General features: G+C 56.0%; 20 protein-coding genes. 15 read left to right on the top strand and 5 right to left on the bottom strand.

Going from position 1 to position 17854, the window contains the following annotated elements; genetic code table 11:
- Positions 1–49: 49 nt before the first annotated feature.
- Entirely contained in the window at positions 50–679 is a 630-nt protein-coding gene (locus PZBJ_RS14855) for a lysoplasmalogenase (RefSeq protein ID WP_101763104.1), read from the bottom strand.
- 164 nt (positions 680–843) lie between these two features.
- On the opposite strand from PZBJ_RS14855, the gene PZBJ_RS14850 reads away from it, so the two are divergent.
- Positions 844–1200, top strand: coding sequence for a DUF2500 domain-containing protein (locus tag PZBJ_RS14850; protein WP_101763103.1), 357 nt, complete (start codon positions 844–846; stop codon positions 1198–1200).
- A gap of 40 nt (positions 1201–1240) precedes the next feature.
- Here PZBJ_RS14850 and PZBJ_RS14845 read toward each other — a convergent pair whose 3' ends face one another.
- Both PZBJ_RS14845 and rsmD read right to left on the bottom strand, forming a co-directional pair.
- On the bottom strand, positions 1241–1510 hold the full coding sequence (locus PZBJ_RS14845) for a DUF1145 family protein (protein WP_008109883.1): 270 nt from the start codon (positions 1508–1510) through the stop codon (positions 1241–1243).
- The gene (gene rsmD / locus PZBJ_RS14840) at positions 1500–2096 is read right to left on the bottom strand and encodes a 16S rRNA (guanine(966)-N(2))-methyltransferase (protein ID WP_101763102.1); all 597 of its coding nucleotides are present in this window, start codon (positions 2094–2096) and stop codon (positions 1500–1502) included. The genes PZBJ_RS14845 and rsmD overlap by 11 nt, the downstream gene beginning before the upstream one ends.
- A 232-nt stretch (positions 2097–2328) precedes the next feature.
- Between rsmD and ftsY the strand changes: the two genes are divergently transcribed.
- The 4 genes from ftsY to rpoH all read left to right on the top strand — a co-directional run bounded on the left by ftsY (position 2329) and on the right by rpoH (position 6518).
- On the top strand, positions 2329–3774 hold the full coding sequence (gene ftsY, locus PZBJ_RS14835; protein WP_101763101.1) for a signal recognition particle-docking protein FtsY: 1446 nt from the start codon (positions 2329–2331) through the stop codon (positions 3772–3774).
- 5 nt (positions 3775–3779) lie between these two features.
- Positions 3780–4448, top strand: coding sequence for a cell division ATP-binding protein FtsE (ftsE, locus tag PZBJ_RS14830; RefSeq protein WP_008109888.1), 669 nt, complete (start codon positions 3780–3782; stop codon positions 4446–4448).
- Positions 4438–5421 (top strand): permease-like cell division protein FtsX, encoded by a 984-nt coding sequence (gene ftsX, locus PZBJ_RS14825; protein WP_101763100.1) that lies wholly within the window; start codon positions 4438–4440, stop codon positions 5419–5421. Before ftsE ends, ftsX begins: the two co-directional genes overlap by 11 nt.
- A 239-nt stretch (positions 5422–5660) precedes the next feature.
- Positions 5661–6518 carry an RNA polymerase sigma factor RpoH gene (rpoH, locus tag PZBJ_RS14820; protein WP_064737937.1) on the top strand — a complete coding sequence of 286 codons (858 nt, stop codon included), beginning with the start codon at positions 5661–5663 and terminating at the stop codon, positions 6516–6518.
- 95 nt (positions 6519–6613) lie between these two features.
- Here the strand turns inward: rpoH and panM are convergent, their stop codons facing one another.
- Positions 6614–7000, bottom strand: a complete 387-nt coding sequence (gene panM, locus PZBJ_RS14815) for an aspartate 1-decarboxylase autocleavage activator PanM (protein ID WP_101763099.1) — start codon at positions 6998–7000, stop codon at positions 6614–6616.
- Between the two features lie 402 nt (positions 7001–7402).
- Between panM and PZBJ_RS14810 the strand changes: the two genes are divergently transcribed.
- The 10 genes from PZBJ_RS14810 to ugpQ all read left to right on the top strand — a co-directional run bounded on the left by PZBJ_RS14810 (position 7403) and on the right by ugpQ (position 17486).
- Positions 7403–8530, top strand: a complete 1128-nt coding sequence (locus tag PZBJ_RS14810) for a branched-chain amino acid ABC transporter substrate-binding protein (protein WP_101763098.1) — start codon at positions 7403–7405, stop codon at positions 8528–8530.
- A gap of 66 nt (positions 8531–8596) precedes the next feature.
- Positions 8597–9523, top strand: coding sequence for a high-affinity branched-chain amino acid ABC transporter permease LivH (gene livH, locus PZBJ_RS14805; RefSeq protein WP_101763097.1), 927 nt, complete (start codon positions 8597–8599; stop codon positions 9521–9523).
- On the top strand, positions 9520–10791 hold the full coding sequence (locus PZBJ_RS14800; protein WP_101763096.1) for a high-affinity branched-chain amino acid ABC transporter permease LivM: 1272 nt from the start codon (positions 9520–9522) through the stop codon (positions 10789–10791). The genes livH and PZBJ_RS14800 overlap by 4 nt, the downstream gene beginning before the upstream one ends.
- Entirely contained in the window at positions 10788–11555 is a 768-nt protein-coding gene (livG, locus tag PZBJ_RS14795) for a high-affinity branched-chain amino acid ABC transporter ATP-binding protein LivG (protein ID WP_101763095.1), read from the top strand. The genes PZBJ_RS14800 and livG overlap by 4 nt, the downstream gene beginning before the upstream one ends.
- Before the next feature lies 1 nt (position 11556).
- Positions 11557–12270 (top strand): high-affinity branched-chain amino acid ABC transporter ATP-binding protein LivF, encoded by a 714-nt coding sequence (livF, locus tag PZBJ_RS14790; protein ID WP_101763094.1) that lies wholly within the window; start codon positions 11557–11559, stop codon positions 12268–12270.
- A gap of 292 nt (positions 12271–12562) precedes the next feature.
- Complete coding sequence (gene ugpB, locus PZBJ_RS14785; protein ID WP_101763093.1) at positions 12563–13879, top strand: sn-glycerol-3-phosphate ABC transporter substrate-binding protein UgpB; 1317 nt, start codon at positions 12563–12565, stop codon at positions 13877–13879.
- Positions 13880–13942: 63 nt separating this feature from the next.
- Positions 13943–14830: a sn-glycerol-3-phosphate ABC transporter permease UgpA gene (ugpA, locus tag PZBJ_RS14780; RefSeq protein ID WP_101763092.1), complete on the top strand. Its 888-nt coding sequence runs from the start codon at positions 13943–13945 to the stop codon at positions 14828–14830.
- Positions 14827–15672, top strand: coding sequence for a sn-glycerol-3-phosphate ABC transporter permease UgpE (gene ugpE / locus PZBJ_RS14775; RefSeq protein WP_101763091.1), 846 nt, complete (start codon positions 14827–14829; stop codon positions 15670–15672). Before ugpA ends, ugpE begins: the two co-directional genes overlap by 4 nt.
- Positions 15673–16746: a sn-glycerol-3-phosphate import ATP-binding protein UgpC gene (locus tag PZBJ_RS14770; RefSeq protein ID WP_101763090.1), complete on the top strand. Its 1074-nt coding sequence runs from the start codon at positions 15673–15675 to the stop codon at positions 16744–16746.
- The gene (gene ugpQ / locus PZBJ_RS14765; RefSeq protein ID WP_101763089.1) at positions 16743–17486 is read left to right on the top strand and encodes a glycerophosphodiester phosphodiesterase; all 744 of its coding nucleotides are present in this window, start codon (positions 16743–16745) and stop codon (positions 17484–17486) included. The genes PZBJ_RS14770 and ugpQ overlap by 4 nt, the downstream gene beginning before the upstream one ends.
- Here the strand turns inward: ugpQ and PZBJ_RS14760 are convergent.
- Complete coding sequence (locus tag PZBJ_RS14760) at positions 17483–17761, bottom strand: DUF2756 domain-containing protein (protein WP_101763088.1); 279 nt, start codon at positions 17759–17761, stop codon at positions 17483–17485. The genes ugpQ and PZBJ_RS14760 overlap by 4 nt on opposite strands.
- Positions 17762–17854: the final 93 nt, after the last annotated feature.

The raw sequence follows: 17854 nt of genomic DNA, 5'->3' as shown, positions 1-17854 counted from the left end.
GCTACACTCTGGAGTGGACTCCAGAGTCAAGCGGAAGGTAAGGTTATCTTCAGTAGAGCCACAGTGAACGCACAATCATGAAGTGACCGGCGAAGTAGCAGGCGGCGACAATCGCGCTATCGGCGCTGAAACGGCGGCGATAATGCGAGATAAACCAGACAATATTGGCTAACAGCAGCAACGCGGCACCCACCAGCAGCGAGAAACTGAAGTCAGTTGGACGGAAGAAGTAGTTCTCCGCCGCCATCCAGTTCATCACTAGCGTCATGCCGATCAAGGTGCAGATAGGCCAGCGCAGATCTTCCAGTTTGCTCCACAGAATCCCGATAACGATCACGCCAATGATCAGGAAGGTGAGGGGAATCGGCCAGAAGAAACTCATGGTCATGTGTGCGGCAAAACTGATGGTGTACAGCAGATGCGACAGGAAGAATGCGCCTAGCGCATAGAGCATTTGCTGACGCGGTAACAGCATTAACGCGTCACCCACCAGCGTGGCGACCAGCCCGGCCAGAATCAAATAATCGGTGGTGTTGAAGGTTGGCGCTTGCCACGCCCAGGCAACGAGTAACAGCAAGGTGACAGGTTTAAATAGCCAGCGTTGCCATTGCGGACCGCGATATGAAGCATCGACGTAAAGCCAGCCGGAAAAAAGTACGGCAAGGAAAGACCAAAGCATGTTTTCTCCCTTTTCTGGACGAAATGTCCGCCAGTTTGATGAATTTTCCCAAAATCACCCTCTCAGTGTAAGTTACCGGCGCCAAATGTGACAATCAGCCGACTCTGGTTGTATGCTTTGTCGTCTTTACCCGTTCCGAATTAACGCAAAGCACGAGATAAATCATGAGCAAACCACCGCTAATCTTTTTCATCGTACTGGCCATTATTGCCGTTTTGGCGACCCGTCAGTTTATTAAACAGCGCCGCGAAACGGCGGTGAACGATGCCTCGCCGGTGCGCTCGCTGAGCGTGGAAGTGAAAACCAAACGCGAATTTCCGTCGCCCAATCGCCGTTCACGTCAGCGTGAAGAGATTGTGGCGGAAGAGATGAAATATGAAGCCTGGTTCCATCCGCTGAACGGTGCCAGCGATATTAAAGTGACGGTGAATGCGAACCAGTATCACCAGATCGATAAGGGCGCGAAGGGCGAGTTGAAGATGAAAGGCACGCGTTTTGTGAGTTTTACTCCGGCCCAATAGGGCCGCCATTCATGGCGACCTGGCTATAAACCGCACGAAACTACATCTTCGGATAATGCTTTTTCTGCCACGCCAGCAGCTCAAACACGCCAAAAAAGAAGATCTTCGCCTGGGTTACGCCGCTCAGTTTTGGGGCGTCTTTTGGCTGGGTGGCGCGCAGCAACACTAGCTGCAGGCCGTGCATAATCACCATAAAGAACAGCGCCACGTGCACGAAATAGCGCAGCGGCGTTGGGAAAGGTTGCACCAGATTGAGCAATAAAAAGGCCCAGACGCAAATCATCAGCAAACGTCCCAAATTAAGCCACATCGTGCGTCTCCTGTTGGCGTTGATATAAGCGATAAGCCACCTGACCGGCAATCTTCTCGCGGTACAAATCCCAATTTGCGGGTGCGACAGGTGTGCCGTTTTCCACTTCGCTCTCGACATAAATCAGCGCTTCAGCCGCTAACCAGCCATTTTGCTCCAGCAGCGACAATGTTTCCTGTAACAGCCCTTTACGGAAAGGCGGGTCAACAAACACCACGTCAAACGGTTCGCCCGGCTGGCTTAACCACTGCAGCGTGTTGGTTTGCACCACTTTTGCCTGCGTAGCACGCAGCGTTTGCAGATTCTGTGACAGCTGTTGCGCCACCGAACGCTCCAGCTCCAGCAGCGTGGCCGACGCTGCATAGCGAGACAGCGCTTCCAGCCCTAACGCGCCGCTGCCGGCGAAGCAATCGAGGCAGCGCGCTTCCTGAATATCCGGCGCCAGCCAGTTAAACAGGGTTTCACGTACACGATCGGTGGTCGGGCGCAAACCTGCGCTATCCGGCACCGGTAATTTACGGCCGCGCCACTGACCGCCAATGATGCGGATCTGGCCAGCGCTGCTGCTGCGGGGGGATTTACTCATTTCGCTCACAACTCGTCATATTTTGTTGCGTAGTTTAACGGGCGTAGCGGGCAGAAGAAACGTTAAAAAAGGGTGCTGTGGTGCGCTGGCTGGAAAGTGTTAGACTACTGAGTTGGTATAGCGCGCGTAATTACCTGATTTTTACGCCGCTCACCCGCTTAAAATTGAATATTTTATCCCCTGGGAACAAGCGTGCTACCGGGAATAAGCCATCGAGGAGTAGGGTCACACAATGGCAAAAGAGAAAAAACGCGGCTTTTTTTCCTGGTTAGGCTTTGGCAAAGAAGAAGAGACGCAACAACCTGCTGAAGAGCAGCAGCAAACTGCCGAGGTGGTCGCTGAGCCTGCCGTTGAAGAGAGTGCGCTCGATCGCGCCGAAGCGCAGGCTGTTGAAACCGTCGCCGTCACCGAACAGGTGGCGGAACAGCAGCAGGTTGAACCGGAACTGATTGAAGAGCCGGTCATCGAGCCGCAGGAACCTGAGCCGGTTACCGCAATCGTTGAAGAGGTGCTGCCAGAAGAGATAGCAGCGCCGGATGTGGCACCTATCGAAGAAGAGCCGCAGCTGGAAGAGCTGGCAATTGATGAGCCTGAACTGCACGAAGAAGCGCCATTAACTGACGAAGAACTGGAAGCGCTGGCGTTAGCGGAAACCTATGCGGAAGATGCTGAGCTAGCCGAAGCCACGCAGGATACCGTGAGCGATCTGCCGCTGGCCGCTGCGCCAATCATCGCGCAGGAGCAGGAGCGTCCGACCAAAGAGGGCTTCTTCGCCCGACTGAAACGCAGCCTGGTAAAAACCCGCGAAAACCTCGGTTCGGGCTTTATCAGCCTGTTCCGCGGCAAGAAAATCGATGACGATCTGTTTGAAGAGCTGGAAGAGCAGCTGCTGATTGCCGACGTTGGCGTCGAAACCACCCGCCGCATCATCACCAATCTGACACAACAGGCCAACCGCAAGCAGCTACGCGATGCGGAAGCGCTGTATGGCCTGCTGAAAGCGGAAATGTCCGGTATTCTGGAAAAAGTGGATCAGCCGCTGGAAGTGGGTGGCAAAACGCCATTCGTCATCCTGATGGTGGGCGTCAACGGCGTGGGTAAAACCACCACCATCGGTAAGCTGGCGCGTCAGTATCAGGCGCAGGGCAAATCGGTGATGCTGGCAGCGGGCGATACCTTCCGTGCCGCCGCCGTTGAGCAGCTGCAGGTCTGGGGCCAGCGCAACAACATTCCTGTGGTGGCGCAGCATACCGGCGCAGATTCTGCCTCGGTGATTTTTGACGCCATCCAGGCGGCCAAGTCGCGCAATGTGGATGTACTGATCGCCGATACCGCGGGTCGTCTGCAGAACAAATCGCACCTGATGGAAGAGCTGAAGAAAATTACCCGCGTGATGAAGAAGCTGGACGAAGATGCGCCGCATGAAGTGATGCTGACGCTCGACGCCAGCACCGGGCAAAACGCTATCAGCCAGGCCAAACTGTTCCATGAAGCGGTGGGCCTGACCGGCATCACCCTGACGAAACTGGATGGAACCGCCAAAGGCGGCGTGATCTTCTCGGTTGCCGATCAGTTCGGCATTCCGATTCGTTATATCGGTGTTGGGGAAGGCATCGAGGATTTACGGCCGTTTAAGGCCGCAGACTTTATTGAGGCACTGTTTGCCCGAGAGGAATGATTGGGATGATTCGCTTTGAAGAGGTCAGTAAAGCTTACCTGGGAGGACGTCAGGCGCTGCAGGGAGTGGATTTTCATCTGCGTCCCGGCGAAATGGCGTTCCTGACCGGCCATTCCGGTGCGGGGAAAAGTACCTTACTAAAGCTGATTTGTGGCATTGAGCGCCCGAGCGCCGGGCAGATCTGGTTTAGCGGCCACGATATTTCGCGTCTGCGTCACAGCGAAGTGCCTTTCCTGCGACGTCAAATCGGCATGATTTTCCAGGATCACCATTTGTTGATGGATCGTTCGGTCTACGACAACGTGGCGATCCCGCTGATTATTTCCGGTGCCAGCGGCGAAGATATTCGTCGGCGCGTGTCGGCCGCGCTGGATAAAGTCGGCCTGCTCGACAAAGCGAAAAGCTATCCGATTCAGCTCTCTGGCGGTGAACAGCAGCGCGTCGGCATTGCCCGCGCGGTGGTGAACAAGCCTGCGGTGCTGCTGGCGGATGAACCCACCGGTAACCTCGACAATGCGCTGTCGGAAGATATCTTGCGCCTGTTCGAAGAGTTCAACCGCGTTGGTGTCACGGTGTTGATGGCAACGCACGATGTCGGGCTGATTGCACGCCGGAATTACCGCGTGATGACGCTTAATCAGGGACGTCTGCACGGAGGCCACGATGGTCAATAAACGCAACAAGCGCGCACCAGCGCCGAAAGCGAAGCAGCCCTCTAAAAGCAAGGCGCTGAAAGGCGGCTGGCAGGAACAGTGGCGCTATGCGCTGCGCGGCACGCTGTCGGATATGTGGCGTCAGCCGCTGGCGACGCTGCTGACGGTGATGGTGATCGCCATTTCCCTGACGCTGCCGAGCGTGTGCTACATGGTGTGGAAGAACGTCAGCCAGGCGGCGACGCAGTGGTATCCCGCGCCGCAGCTAACGGTTTATCTGGATAAAGCGCTGGATGACACTGCAGCGGAGAATGTCACCGCGCAGCTCAAGCAGCTCGATGGCGTGGACAACGTCAACTATCTGACGCGTGAAGAAGCGTTGAATGAGTTCCGCAACTGGTCTGGTTTTGGTGGTTCGATGGACATGCTGGAGCAGAATCCGCTGCCGGCGGTAGCCATCATCACGCCTAAACTTAATTTCCAGAATTCGGACACCATGGCGAATCTGCGCGATCGCGTATCTAAAGTGCAGGGCGTTGATGAAGTGCGTATGGATGACAGCTGGTTCGCGCGTTTAGCGGCGCTAACCGGGCTGGTAGGACAGATTGCCTCAATGATTGGCCTGCTGATGGTGGTTGCGGTGTTCCTGGTGATCGGCAACAGCGTGCGGCTCAGCATCTTTGCGCGGCGCGATACAATTAACGTGCAGAAGCTGATTGGTGCCACTGACGGCTTTATCCTGCGTCCATTCCTGTACGGCGGTGCGCTGCTAGGTTTGGGCGGCGCGGTGCTGTCGCTGCTGCTCTCCGAAGTGCTGGTGTTGCGCCTGCAATCGGTGGTGGCGCAAGTAGCAACCGTATTCGGTACCACCTTTGTGCTGGAAGGTTTTTCCTGGGATGAAGGGCTGCTGTTACTGCTGATCGCCGCCATCATCGGCTGGATTGCCGCATGGCTGGCAACAGTGCAACATTTACGCCGTTTTACGCCGCAGTAACCAAAAGCAACGTTTTTTGCTATACTCTTCCTCTGCTGCCGACGACCTGGGAGCAGAGGAATTCTCCTATATCCCCCGCCGTCATCTGTGTGTAAAATATTCACTGCTATAATTGAACTTGTGGATAACTTTGTCGTCCAAGTAGCACAGATTGCTTCTGGTTTTTTCGCGACGTTGACATAATGTAGCGTCTGCGCAAGGAACTGTGCAGCAAGTCCATTGAATTTGTGAGGGTTTGAATGACCAAAGAAATGCAAACTTTAGCGATTGCTCCTCTGGGTAACCTGGAATCTTACGTTCGGGCTGCCAACAACTGGCCGGTGCTGACGGCAGAAGAGGAAAAAGCATTGGCTGAGCGGCTGCATTACCAGGGCGATCTGGATGCAGCAAAGACGCTGATCCTGTCTCACCTGCGCTTTGTTGTTCATATTGCTCGTAACTACTCCGGTTACGGCTTGCCGCAGGCGGACCTGATTCAGGAAGGCAACATCGGCCTGATGAAGGCGGTGCGTCGCTTCAACCCTGAAGTCGGCGTGCGCCTGGTGTCGTTTGCCGTGCACTGGATTAAAGCAGAGATTCACGAATACGTGCTGCGTAACTGGCGTATCGTGAAAGTCGCGACCACCAAAGCGCAGCGCAAGCTGTTCTTTAACCTGCGTAAAAGCAAACAGCGTCTCGGTTGGTTTAACCAGGACGAAGTAGAAATGGTCGCACGCGAGCTGGGCGTGAGCAGTAAAGACGTGCTGGAAATGGAATCGCGCATGGCTGCGCAGGATATGACTTTCGACATGTCGTCTGATGACGAAGCAGGCGAAGGCAAAGCGATGGCGCCGGTGCTGTATCTGCAGGATAAAACCTCTGACTTTGCCGATGGCATCGAAGAGGACAACTGGGATGCACATGCGGCTGACAAGCTGAGCGATGCGATGCTGAGCCTCGACGAGCGTAGTCAGGACATTATCCGTGCCCGCTGGCTGGACGATGACAACAAAACCACGCTGCAGGAGTTGGCCGACAAATACGGCGTCTCTGCGGAGCGCGTGCGTCAGCTGGAAAAGAACGCCATGAAGAAACTGCGTGTGGCGATTGAAGCCTGATAGTGATCGGGTGGAAAAACGGGGCGACTTTTAAGTCGCCCTTTTTATTACCTGGTCGCTACGCAACATGCTCAGACATTCCGCGCGACATCCTTTCAACGTACCCAACCATCAGCCTGCGCACGAAAACCACAAGCCTGCATAAACGCCGCACGCACCCCCTGATCGGCGTCGCCGTCATCGGCAATCCACCAATCTGCTAACGCGCTATTCTGCGCGATTGTCTCTTCCAGCAAGTATTGCCCCACGCCACGTCGACGCGTGACTTCGCGAACGTTGAGGTGGATGATTTTCCCCTGCGTGCCGCTGAGGGTCAGCTGCAGCGCCGCCAGTAATCGGTCGTTAAAACGCGCCGCATACAAACGCTGCGTGTCGCTGAGTTGTGCTTCCAGTTGCACAATATCGATTTCCGGCCAGACTTTAGCTAAATCGATACGATCCTGAGCGGTTAACGATGCTAAGCGCTGGATTGTCAGCTTCATACCTAATACCTGTACTAGTGCAAAGGCGATAGTGTAGCGAATTTAGACAGTCAGAGCGCTGTCACTTTTTTCTGATGAAAATAGGTCAAATGCCGGTCAGTTTGCCAGGATTGTGGAGTAAGCCATCAACGATAGTTGAAAAAGCCAGCATAACGCGCTGGTATCCTGCTGAAAAAACGGCCATAACAACCAGACGATTCTGCTGATCCACTCAGTCAATTCTGAATATGTCAGTTGATTTACAGAAGAAAGTTCCTGTTTAATAACCTGAAAAATAAAGCCTTATTACCTATAAATGCCAGAAAAGCGTGCTAACCCATTATTGCAGAATGAGTTTTCCTCTTTGACTGGCAGAAAATAAACAATCACAACAAACACGACACAACAGATGGGGAAGTTCGCATGAAAATGAGTAAAGGACGCGCATTACTGGCGGGCTGCGTTGCCCTGGCGATGAGCCATGCGGCGCTGGCTAAAGACATCAAAATTGCCATCGTAGGCGCATCAACCGGTCCGGTCGCGCAGTACGGTGACATGCAGTTTACCGGTGCCGCGCAGGCGATTAAGGACATCAACGCCAAAGGCGGCGTTAACGGTGACAAACTGGTTGGCGTGGAATATGACGATGCCTGTGACCCGAAACAAGCGGTTGCGGTTGCCAACAAAGTGGTTAATGACGGCATCAAATACGTTATCGGTCATCTGTGCTCCTCCTCTACTCAGCCAGCTTCAGACATCTATAACGATGAAGGCGTGCTGATGATCACCCCAGCCGCTACCGCGCCTGAACTGACGGCACGTGGCTATGCTGACGTGCTGCGTACTACCGGTCTGGATTCCGATCAGGGCCCAACGGCGGCGACCTACATCCTCGACCACATCAAACCAAAACGTATCGCTGTGGTGCATGACAAACAGCAATATGGTCAGGGTCTGGCGGAATCGGTGCAGAAAACCCTGAAAGCCAAAGGCGGCAACGTGGTGCTGTTTGAAGGTATCACCGCCGGTGATAAAGACTTCTCCACGCTGATTGCGCGTCTGAAGAAAGAAAACGTCGATTTCGTTTACTACGGTGGCTATTACCCGGAGCTGGGCCAGATTCTGCGTCAGGCAAAATCCGCTGGCCTGAATGCCGGCTTCATGGGCCCGGAAGGCGTGGGCAATGCTTCTCTGTCTAACATCGCCGGCGATGCGTCTGAAGGCCTGTTTGTCACGCTGCCGAAACGTTATGACCAGCTGCCAGAGAACAAGGCGATTGTTGATGCGATTAAAGCTAACACCGCGTCTAACCGCAAAGATCCAACCGGTCCGTTCGTCTGGACCACCTACGCGGCGATTCAGGCGCTGGTGGCCGGAATCGAGCGCAGTAAGAGCGATGAGCCCGATGCGATTGCGAAGAACCTGAAAGAGGGCGCTGCCGTTCCAACCGTGATGGGCAACCTGAACTGGGATGAGAAAGGTGACCTGAAGGGCTTCGAATTTGGTGTCTTCAAATGGCACAAAGACGGCTCTTCTACCGCAGTTAAGTAATCCCCCAAAATTCCCTTTCCCGCACGCGGGAGAGGGAATTATTCAGCTCCAGAGCAGGTCCTCACTATGTCCGAGCAGTTTCTCTATTTTATTCAGCAGATGTTCAACGGGGTGACCCTCGGGAGCACCTACGCGCTGATCGCCATCGGTTACACCATGGTTTACGGCATTATCGGCATGATCAACTTCGCCCACGGCGAGGTGTACATGATCGGTAGCTATGTCTCCTTTATCGTGATTGCCGCCCTGATGATGATGGGCATCGATACCTCGTGGCTGATGATCGCCGCCGGTTTCGTGATGGCGGTGATCATCTCCAGCGCCTATGGCTGGAGCATCGAGCGCGTGGCGTACCGGCCGGTGCGATCGTCCAAGCGCCTGATCGCGCTGATCTCCGCGATCGGGATGTCGATCTTCCTGCAAAACTACGTCAGCCTGACGCAAGGCTCGCGCGATCTTGCGCTGCCAAGCCTGATCACCGGCCAGTGGACGCTGGGCGAGAGCAACGGCTTTGCGGCCACGCTCTCCACCATGCAACTGGTGATTTGGGTGGTGACCTTCCTGTCGATGCTGGCGCTGACGCTGTTCATCCGTTATTCACGCATGGGCCGCGCCTGCCGCGCCTGTGCAGAAGACCTGAAAATGGCCAGCCTGCTGGGTATCAACACCGACCGTGTTATCTCTCTCACCTTTATCATTGGTGCCGCGATGGCCGCGGTGGCGGGCGTATTGCTCGGTCAATTCTACGGCTCCATTAACCCATTCATCGGCTTTATGGCCGGGATGAAAGCCTTCACCGCCGCGGTATTAGGCGGTATCGGCAGTATTCCAGGCGCAATGATTGGCGGCCTGGTGCTGGGCATTGCAGAAGCGCTGACCTCGGCGTATCTGTCGACCGAGTATAAAGATGTGGTCTCCTTCGCGCTGCTGATTGTGGTGCTGCTGGTAATGCCAACCGGGATTCTTGGCCGTCCGGAGGTGGAGAAAGTATGAAACGCCTCGGTTTGGTCAACGCCGTGATCTCCACGGTGATGTTGCTGATTCTCGCTACTTTCTTTATGGGCGTGCGCCTCGATCTGGACGGCACCAAACTGGTGGTCGCCAATGCGGGCGCGGTGCGCTGGAACTGGATCTTCGTGGGTTGTGCGGTGGTGTTTGTCTTCCAGCTGCTGCGTCCGCTGGTGCAGGGTAAATTCAAACGCAGCGGCAAAGGTTTTGTTCTGCCGGGTTTTGATGGATCAACGCCAAAGCAGAAGCTGTTGATGGCGCTGGTGATTGCCGCCGCCGTTATCTGGCCGTTTCTGGTCTCGCGCGGCAGCGTCGATATCGCCACGCTGACACTGATCTACGTAATGCTCGGGCTCGGATTGAACGTGGTGGTGGGTTTGTCTGGTTTGCTGGTGCTGGGCTACGGCGGTTTCTACGCCATCGGCGCTTACACCTTCGCGTTGCTTAATCACTATTACGGTTTTGGTTTCTGGGAAAGTCTGCCGCTGGCCGGTTTAGTCGCCGGTGCGTTTGGCCTGATGCTCGGCTTCCCGGTGCTGCGCCTGCGCGGTGACTATCTGGCGATCGTCACGCTCGGCTTCGGTGAAATCGTGCGTATTCTGCTGCTGAATAATACCGCGATCACCGGCGGCCCGAACGGCATCGCGCAGATTCCCAAGCCAAGTCTGTTTGGTCTGGAGTTTGGCCGCCGCGTCAGTGAAGGCGGCTGGAGCACTTTCCACGATTTCTTCGGCCTGAAATACGATCCCAGCGACCGCGTGATTTTCCTCTATCTGGTGGCGCTGCTGCTGGTGGTGCTGACGCTGTTTGTGATCAACCGTTTGCTGCGTATGCCGCTGGGCCGCGCGTGGGAAGCGCTGCGTGAAGATGAGATCGCCTGCCGTTCGCTCGGCCTGAGCCCAACGCGCATCAAGCTGACCGCTTTCACCATCAGCGCCGTGTTCGCCGGCTTCGCGGGGACGCTGTTCGCCGCTCGTCAGGGCTTCGTCAGCCCGGAATCCTTCACCTTCGTCGAATCTGCCTTTGTGCTGGCGATTGTGGTGTTGGGCGGCATGGGTTCGCAGCTGGCAGTGATCCTTGCAGCGATTCTGCTGGTGGTATCACGCGAGCTGATGCGTGATTTGAACGAGTACAGCATGCTGGTGCTCGGCGGTTTGATGGTGCTGATGATGATCTGGCGTCCGCAAGGTCTGCTGCCGATGAAACGTCCGCATCTGAAGATGAAAAGCAGTAAACAAGGAGAGCAGGCATGAGTCAGCCTTTATTAGCCGTTGAAGGCCTGATGATGCGCTTCGGCGGCCTGTTAGCCGTCAACAACGTGGCGCTTGAGCTGCATCCACAGGAAATTGTTTCGCTGATTGGCCCGAACGGTGCCGGTAAAACCACGGTGTTCAACTGCCTGACCGGTTTCTACAAACCGACCGGCGGCACCATCAAACTGCGCGATCAACAACTGCAAGGTTTGCCAGGCCAGAAGATTGCGCGCATGGGCATTGTGCGTACCTTCCAGCATGTGCGTTTGTTCCGTGAAATGACGGTGATTGAGAACCTGCTGGTGGCACAACATCAGCACCTGAAAAGCGGCGTGTTCTCCGGCTTGTTCAAAACCCCGGCTTTCCGTCGCGGTGAGAGCGAAGCGCTGGATCGCGCGGCAACCTGGCTTGAACGCATCGGTTTGCTGGATCTGGCTAACCGTCAGGCGGGTAACCTTGCTTACGGTCAGCAGCGTCGTCTGGAGATTGCGCGCTGCATGGTGACGCGTCCGGAAATCCTGATGCTGGATGAACCGGCGGCGGGTCTTAACCCGCGTGAAACGCACGAACTTGATGAGCTGATCGCCGAACTGCGCGGTGAGCACAAGGTTGCCGTGCTGCTGATTGAACACGATATGAAGCTGGTGATGGGCATTTCTGACCGCATTTACGTGGTGAATCAGGGAACGCCGCTGGCTAACGGCACGCCGGAACAGGTGCGTAACAATCCGGATGTGATCCGTGCTTATTTAGGTGAGGCGTAACATGGCAAACCCGATTTTAACTTTGCAGAATGTCAGCGCCCATTACGGTCCGATTCAGGCGCTGCACAACATTAATCTGCACATCAATCAGGGTGAAATCGTCACGCTGATCGGTGCCAACGGCGCGGGTAAAACCACGTTGCTCGGCACTTTGTGTGGCGAACCACGCGCCACCAGCGGCACCATCACCTTTGATGGTAAAACAATCACCGACTGGCAAACCGCGAAAATCATGCGTGAAGCGATTGCCATCGTGCCGGAAGGCCGTCGGGTGTTTTCGCGCATGACGGTGGAAGAGAACCTGGCGATGGGCGGTTTTTTCGCCACGCGTCAGCAGTATCTGGAGCGTATCGATCGCGTTTATCAGCTGTTTTCACGGCTGGCAGAACGTAAAGCACAGCGCGCGGGCACCATGTCTGGCGGTGAGCAGCAGATGCTGGCGATTGGTCGCGCGTTGATGAGCCAGCCGCGTTTGCTGCTGCTGGATGAGCCGTCGTTGGGTTTGGCGCCGATTATCATTCAGCAGATCTTCGACACCATTGAGCAGCTGCGTAAAGAGGGCATGACCATCTTCCTCGTCGAGCAGAACGCCAACCAGGCGCTGAAGCTGGCAGATCGCGGCTATGTGCTAGAGAACGGCCACGTGGTGCTGGAGGACAGCGGCGAAGCGTTGCTGTCCAACGAAGCAGTGCGGAGTGCGTATTTAGGCGCGTAAGTTGGTGCTCGCTGTCCCCCATCCCGGCCTTCCCCCGCTAGCGGGGGAAGGAGATGCTGCCACATGCAGCTTCAGAACGAACATATGGCAGCATCTTCCTCCCCCATTAATGGGGGAGGACCGAGGAGGGGGACAGCGAGCACGCACGAATTAGCTCAGTTTTCATTACCAACCCACCTGTCACATCCCCGTCATAAACCTGTTATTAATCCGTCATTTCCCCGTGTCATGTTACGTCGCGAACTAAAAAATGCGCGCATTCGCGCGTACTTAACAGCACAGGAAAAACCTTATGTCCGCTTTTACGCTTCGTCCCCGCCTGTTGAGTGTCGTGCTCGGCCTGGCGCTCAGCGGTAATGCGCTGGCTGCAACTGAGATCCCTTTCTGGCACTCAATGGAAGGCGAGTTAGGCAAAGAAGTTGATTCTCTGGCACAACGTTTTAACCAGGCTCATCCCGATTACAAAATCGTTCCGACTTACAAAGGCAACTACGAGCAGAGCTTAGCAGCGGGTATCGCGGCAGTGCGCGCCGGTAAAGCGCCTGCGCTGCTGCAGGTGTATGAAGTCGGTACGGCGACCATGATGGCGTCAAAAGCTATCGTCCCGGTCAACCAGGTGTTTAAAGACGCCGGCGTGCAGATGGATCCGAAACAGTTCGTGCCAGCCGTTGCCGGTTACTACAGCGACAGCAAAGGCCAGCTGATCTCGCAGCCGTTCAACAGCTCCACGCCGGTACTGTATTACAACAAAGATGCGTTCAAAAAAGCCGGTCTGAACCCGGATCAGCCACCAAAAACCTGGCAGGAGCTGGCGAAAGACGCCGAAGCGCTGCGCAAAGCGGGCCTGACCTGCGGTTACGCCAGCGGCTGGCAGGGCTGGATTCAGATTGAAAACTTCAGCGCCTGGCATGCGCTGCCGGTCGCCACCAAAAATAACGGCTTTGACGGTACCGATGCTGTACTTGAATTCAACAAGCCGGTGCAGGTGCGCCATATCGAAATGCTGGAAGCGATGAACAAGAAGGGGGATTTCACCTACTTCGGCCGCAAAGATGAATCCACCGCCAAGTTTTATAACGGCGATTGCGGCATCACCACCGCGTCGTCCGGTTCGCTGGCCGATATCAAACACTACGCCAAATTTAACTTCGGCGTTGGCATGATGCCGTACGATGAAACCGTTCCAAATGCACCGCAAAACGCCATCATTGGCGGCGCGAGCCTGTGGGTGATGAAAGGCAAAGATGCCAACACCTACAAAGGCGCGGCGGAGTTCATGAAGTTCCTCGCACAGCCGGAAATCGCTGCCGAATGGCATCAGAAAACCGGTTACCTGCCTATCACCACCGCCGCATACGAACTGACTAAGCAACAGGGCTTCTATGACAAGAACCCCGGCGCAGACATCGCTACGCGTCAGATGCTGAACAAAGATCCGCTGCCGTTCACCAAAGGCATGCGTCTGGGCAACATGCCACAGATTCGTACCATCGTGGACGAAGAGCTGGAAGGCGTGTGGACCGGCAAACAGGCGCCGCAAGCCGCGCTGGATAACGCTGTGAAACGCGGTAACGAACTGCTGCGCCGTTTTGAGCAGCAAGTGAAGTAACGCTGTTATCTCGGGGCCGACGCCTGGCGTTCGCCCCGATTTTTCTCCTGGATTGAGCCTGCTATGTCCTCATCGCGCCCGGTATTTCGCTCCCGTTTTCTGCCCTATTTGCTGCTGCTGCCGCAACTGGTGATCACGGCCATCTTCTTTCTGTGGCCAGCCGGTGAAGCCTTGTGGTATTCGCTGCAAAGCATTGATCCTTTTGGCATCTCCAGCACATTCGTCGGAATGGCGAACTTTAAACGCCTGTTCAGCGACGAGTACTATCTGGCGTCCTTTTGGACCACCATTGAATTCAGTGCGCTGGTCACGATTTGCGGTATGACCTTTTCCCTGCTGCTGGCGGCGCTGGTGGATTACGTGATTCGCCTGCGCAAGCTTTACCAAACCTTGCTGCTGCTGCCATACGCGGTGGCGCCGGTAGTAGCGGCGGTGCTGTGGATGTTCCTGTTTAATCCGGGCCTCGGTTTGTTCAGCCATCTGCTGAACCAAATGGGCTACAACTGGAACTACGCGCAAAACAGCGGTCAGGCGATGTTCCTGATTGTGCTGGCGTCGATCTGGCAGCAAATGAGCTACAACTTCCTGTTTTTCTTTGCCGCGCTGCAGTCGATTCCCAAATCGCTGGTGGAAGCGGCGGCGATCGATGGCGCCGGTCCGGTGCGTCGCTTCTTCAATTTATCCCTGCCGCTGATTACGCCGGTGAGCTTTTTCCTGCTGGTGGTCAATCTGGTGTATGCCTTCTTCGATACCTTCCCGGTGATCGATGCCGCCACTGGCGGCGGGCCAGTACAGGCCACCACCACGCTGATCTACAAAATCTATCGCGAAGGCTTCACCGGGCTGGATCTCTCTTCCTCCGCCGCGCAATCGGTGGTGTTGATGCTGCTGGTGATTGGCCTGACTATCCTGCAATTCCGCTTTGTCGAGCGTAAGGTGCAATACCAATGATTGAGAATCGACGCGGGCTGGACATCTTCAGCCATACCTTGCTGGTGCTGGGCGTGCTGACCATTCTGTTCCCGCTCTACATCGCTTTTGTCGCGGCGACGCTGGATAACGAGGCGGTGTATCAGGTGCCGATGACGCTGCTGCCGGGTACGCATTTGTGGGAGAACATCGCGCGGATCTGGACGCATGGCGTGAATGGCAACGGCCCGGCATTTGGCATGATGATGCTCAACAGCCTGCTGATGGCGCTCGGCATCACCATTGGCAAAATCAGCGTCTCGATGCTCTCCGCCTTCGCGCTGGTGTGGTTCCGCTTCCCGCTGCGCTCGCTGTTTTTCTGGCTGATTTTCATCACCCTGATGCTGCCGGTCGAAGTGCGTATTTTCCCAACGGTGGAAGTGATTTCGACGCTGAATATGCTCGACAGCTACAGCGGCTTAACGCTGCCGCTGATGGCATCGGCGACGGCCACTTTCCTGTTCCGTCAGTTCTTTATGTCACTGCCGGACGAGCTGATTGAGGCGGCGCGTATCGACGGTGCCAGCCCGATGCGCTTCTTCTGGGACATTGTGTTACCGCTGTCCAAAACCAATCTCGCCGCGCTCTTCGTGATCACCTTTATCTACGGCTGGAACCAATATCTGTGGCCGCTGCTGATCATCAACGATGCCAGCCTCAGCACCGCCGTCGCCGGAGTGAAAAGCATGATCAACAGCAGCGGCGGGCCTACGCAGTGGAATGAAGTGATGGCGGCAATGTTATTAACCCTGATTCCACCGGTGGTGGTGGTACTCGTGATGCAACGTGCGTTTGTGCGTGGCCTGGTAGAGAGTGATAAATAAATGGCAGGCGTAACCCTTCAGACCGTTACCAAATCGTACGACGGAAAAAATCAGATCATTCAGCCCCTGAATATCACCATTAACGATGGCGAATTTATGGTGATGGTCGGCCCTTCCGGCTGCGGTAAATCGACGCTGCTGCGCATGGTGGCGGGCCTTGAGCGCGTATCGTCGGGCGACATCTACATCGACGACAAACGCGTCACCCACATGGAGCCGAAAGATCGCGGCATCGCCATGGTGTTCCAGAACTACGCGCTCTATCCGCACATGACGGTGGGCGAAAACATGGCGTATGGCCTGAAAATTCGCGGCATGGGCAAAGTGCAGATTGATCAGCGCGTGATGGAAGCCGCGCGCAGCCTCGAACTGGATCATCTGCTGCATCGCCGCCCGCGTGAGCTGTCGGGCGGGCAGCGTCAGCGCGTGGCGATGGGGCGCGCTATCGTGCGTGAACCGGCGGTTTTCCTGTTTGATGAGCCGCTGTCGAATCTGGATGCGCGCCTGCGCGTGCAGATGCGTCTTGAGCTGCAACAGCTGCATCGCCGCCTGAAAACCACCAGCATCTACGTGACGCACGACCAGGTAGAAGCGATGACGCTGGCGCAACGCGTGATGGTCATGAACAAAGGCGTGGTGGAGCAGGTGGGCACGCCGGTGGAAGTCTACAAGCGTCCGGCCAGCCAGTTTGTTGCCTCGTTTATCGGCGCGCCCGCCATGAATTTGCTGCCAGGGCAAATCAGCAGCGACGGCACGCGTTTCACGCTGGATGCGCTTAACAGCTTGCTGCTGGGCGAGAGCAGAGCCAAATGGGCCAATCGCCTGCTGACGCTCGGCATTCGTCCCGAACACATTAAACTCAGCAGCCGCGATGCGGGCGGCATTCCGCTGGTGGTTGAAACGCTGGAGATGCTCGGCGCGGACAATCTGGCGCACGGCCGCATCGGTAACGCACGCATGGTGGTCCGTTTGCCACACAGCGAGCGCCCGCTGGCGGGCAGCACCTTGTGGCTGCATCTGCCGTCAGATGCGTTACACTTCTTCGATTCAACCTATGGAAAGCGTCTGGAATGAGTCAACACAACTGGCCTTATCCGCACATTGTCGCGCATCGCGGCGGCGGCAAACTGGCCCCGGAAAATACCCTCGCGGCAATTGATGTCGGCGCGCAGCACGGTCACACCATGATCGAGTTTGATGCCAAGCTGTCGCAAGATAAGCAGATTTTCCTGCTGCACGACGATACGCTGGATCGCACCAGCAACGGTTGGGGCGTGGCGGGCGCGCTGTCGTGGCATAAGCTGTCACAGCTGGATGCCGGCGGCTGGTTTAGCCGCGATTACGAAGGCGAACCGCTGGCGCTGCTGAGCGAAGTGGCCGAGCGTTGTCGCCAGCATCAGATGATGGCGAACATCGAGATCAAACCCACCACCGGGCAGGATGTGGAAACTGGCCGCAATGTGGCGCTGGCCGCACGCGAACTGTGGCAAGGACAAACCGCACCGCTGCTCTCCTCCTTCTCTTACGCAGCGCTGGAGGCTGCGATGGAGGCAGCACCTGAACTGCCGCGCGGGTTGCTGCTGGATGAGTGGCACGACGATTGGCAGGCGCTGACCGCGCGTCTGGATTGCGTGTCGATCCATCTCAACCACAAATTACTCGACGCCAAACGCACCGCGCAGCTGAAAGCGGCCGGTCTGCATATTCTGGTGTATACCGTGAATCAGCCCGCGCGGGCGCGCGAGCTGTTAAGTTGGGGCGTCGATGCTATCTGCACCGACCGCATCGATATTATCGGTCCCGACTTCCGCTAGTTCTGCTGCTGTTTCTGGCCCGGCTGCGACTGAATCACCCGCTGCTGGGCGCTATCCCGCTGTTCCTGCACCTTGCGCTGGACATCCTGACTTTGCTGCTGCTGATTCTGCTGCAACCTGAGCTTCTGCTGTTGCTGCTGATTCTGCATCTGCGACTGCATCCGCTGCTGGCTCGGGTTGAAGCCGGGTTTGTTCGGGTCGTTGGTGCTGTTCAACGTATTTGCCATGCTGCTTAACGGCAGCAATGCTGCGATCACAATTAGCCATTTGTTCATGGTCTTCCTCCATTCATGCAGCCTGCTGTGTGCTGATGCTGCCAAAGTGGCAACACGCGCTGCAGCCATAAGTTTATGCGATATCACAAACCT

The organism is Pantoea endophytica (assembly GCF_002858935.1).
GTDB lineage: Bacteria > Pseudomonadota > Gammaproteobacteria > Enterobacterales > Enterobacteriaceae > Pantoea > Pantoea leporis.
The sequence above is the reverse complement of the archived record's forward strand: the minus strand, read 5'-3'. Positions and strand labels throughout refer to the sequence as shown.

Bases quoted from the DNA above. Each gene is read 5' to 3' on its own strand.
- PZBJ_RS14850 (WP_101763103.1), top strand. From the start codon at position 844: ATGAGCAAACCACCGCTAATCTTTTTCATCGTACTGGCCATTATTGCC.
- PZBJ_RS14800 (WP_101763096.1), top strand. From the start codon at position 9,520: ATGAAACGCCTCGGTTTGGTCAACGCCGTGATCTCCACGGTGATGTTG.
- PZBJ_RS14855 (WP_101763104.1), bottom strand. From the start codon at position 679: ATGCTTTGGTCTTTCCTTGCCGTACTTTTTTCCGGCTGGCTTTACGTC.
- ugpE (WP_101763091.1), top strand. From the start codon at position 14,827: ATGATTGAGAATCGACGCGGGCTGGACATCTTCAGCCATACCTTGCTG.
- PZBJ_RS14810 (WP_101763098.1), top strand. From the start codon at position 7,403: ATGAAAATGAGTAAAGGACGCGCATTACTGGCGGGCTGCGTTGCCCTG.
- ugpQ (WP_101763089.1), top strand. From the start codon at position 16,743: ATGAGTCAACACAACTGGCCTTATCCGCACATTGTCGCGCATCGCGGC.
- PZBJ_RS14760 (WP_101763088.1), bottom strand. From the start codon at position 17,761: ATGAACAAATGGCTAATTGTGATCGCAGCATTGCTGCCGTTAAGCAGC.
- livF (WP_101763094.1), top strand. From the start codon at position 11,557: ATGGCAAACCCGATTTTAACTTTGCAGAATGTCAGCGCCCATTACGGT.
- PZBJ_RS14770 (WP_101763090.1), top strand. From the start codon at position 15,673: ATGGCAGGCGTAACCCTTCAGACCGTTACCAAATCGTACGACGGAAAA.
- ftsX (WP_101763100.1), top strand. From the start codon at position 4,438: ATGGTCAATAAACGCAACAAGCGCGCACCAGCGCCGAAAGCGAAGCAG.
- rsmD (WP_101763102.1), bottom strand. From the start codon at position 2,096: ATGAGTAAATCCCCCCGCAGCAGCAGCGCTGGCCAGATCCGCATCATT.
- ftsE (WP_008109888.1), top strand. From the start codon at position 3,780: ATGATTCGCTTTGAAGAGGTCAGTAAAGCTTACCTGGGAGGACGTCAG.
- livH (WP_101763097.1), top strand. From the start codon at position 8,597: ATGTCCGAGCAGTTTCTCTATTTTATTCAGCAGATGTTCAACGGGGTG.
- panM (WP_101763099.1), bottom strand. From the start codon at position 7,000: ATGAAGCTGACAATCCAGCGCTTAGCATCGTTAACCGCTCAGGATCGT.
- ugpA (WP_101763092.1), top strand. From the start codon at position 13,943: ATGTCCTCATCGCGCCCGGTATTTCGCTCCCGTTTTCTGCCCTATTTG.
- livG (WP_101763095.1), top strand. From the start codon at position 10,788: ATGAGTCAGCCTTTATTAGCCGTTGAAGGCCTGATGATGCGCTTCGGC.
- ftsY (WP_101763101.1), top strand. From the start codon at position 2,329: ATGGCAAAAGAGAAAAAACGCGGCTTTTTTTCCTGGTTAGGCTTTGGC.
- rpoH (WP_064737937.1), top strand. From the start codon at position 5,661: ATGACCAAAGAAATGCAAACTTTAGCGATTGCTCCTCTGGGTAACCTG.
- PZBJ_RS14845 (WP_008109883.1), bottom strand. From the start codon at position 1,510: ATGTGGCTTAATTTGGGACGTTTGCTGATGATTTGCGTCTGGGCCTTT.
- ugpB (WP_101763093.1), top strand. From the start codon at position 12,563: ATGTCCGCTTTTACGCTTCGTCCCCGCCTGTTGAGTGTCGTGCTCGGC.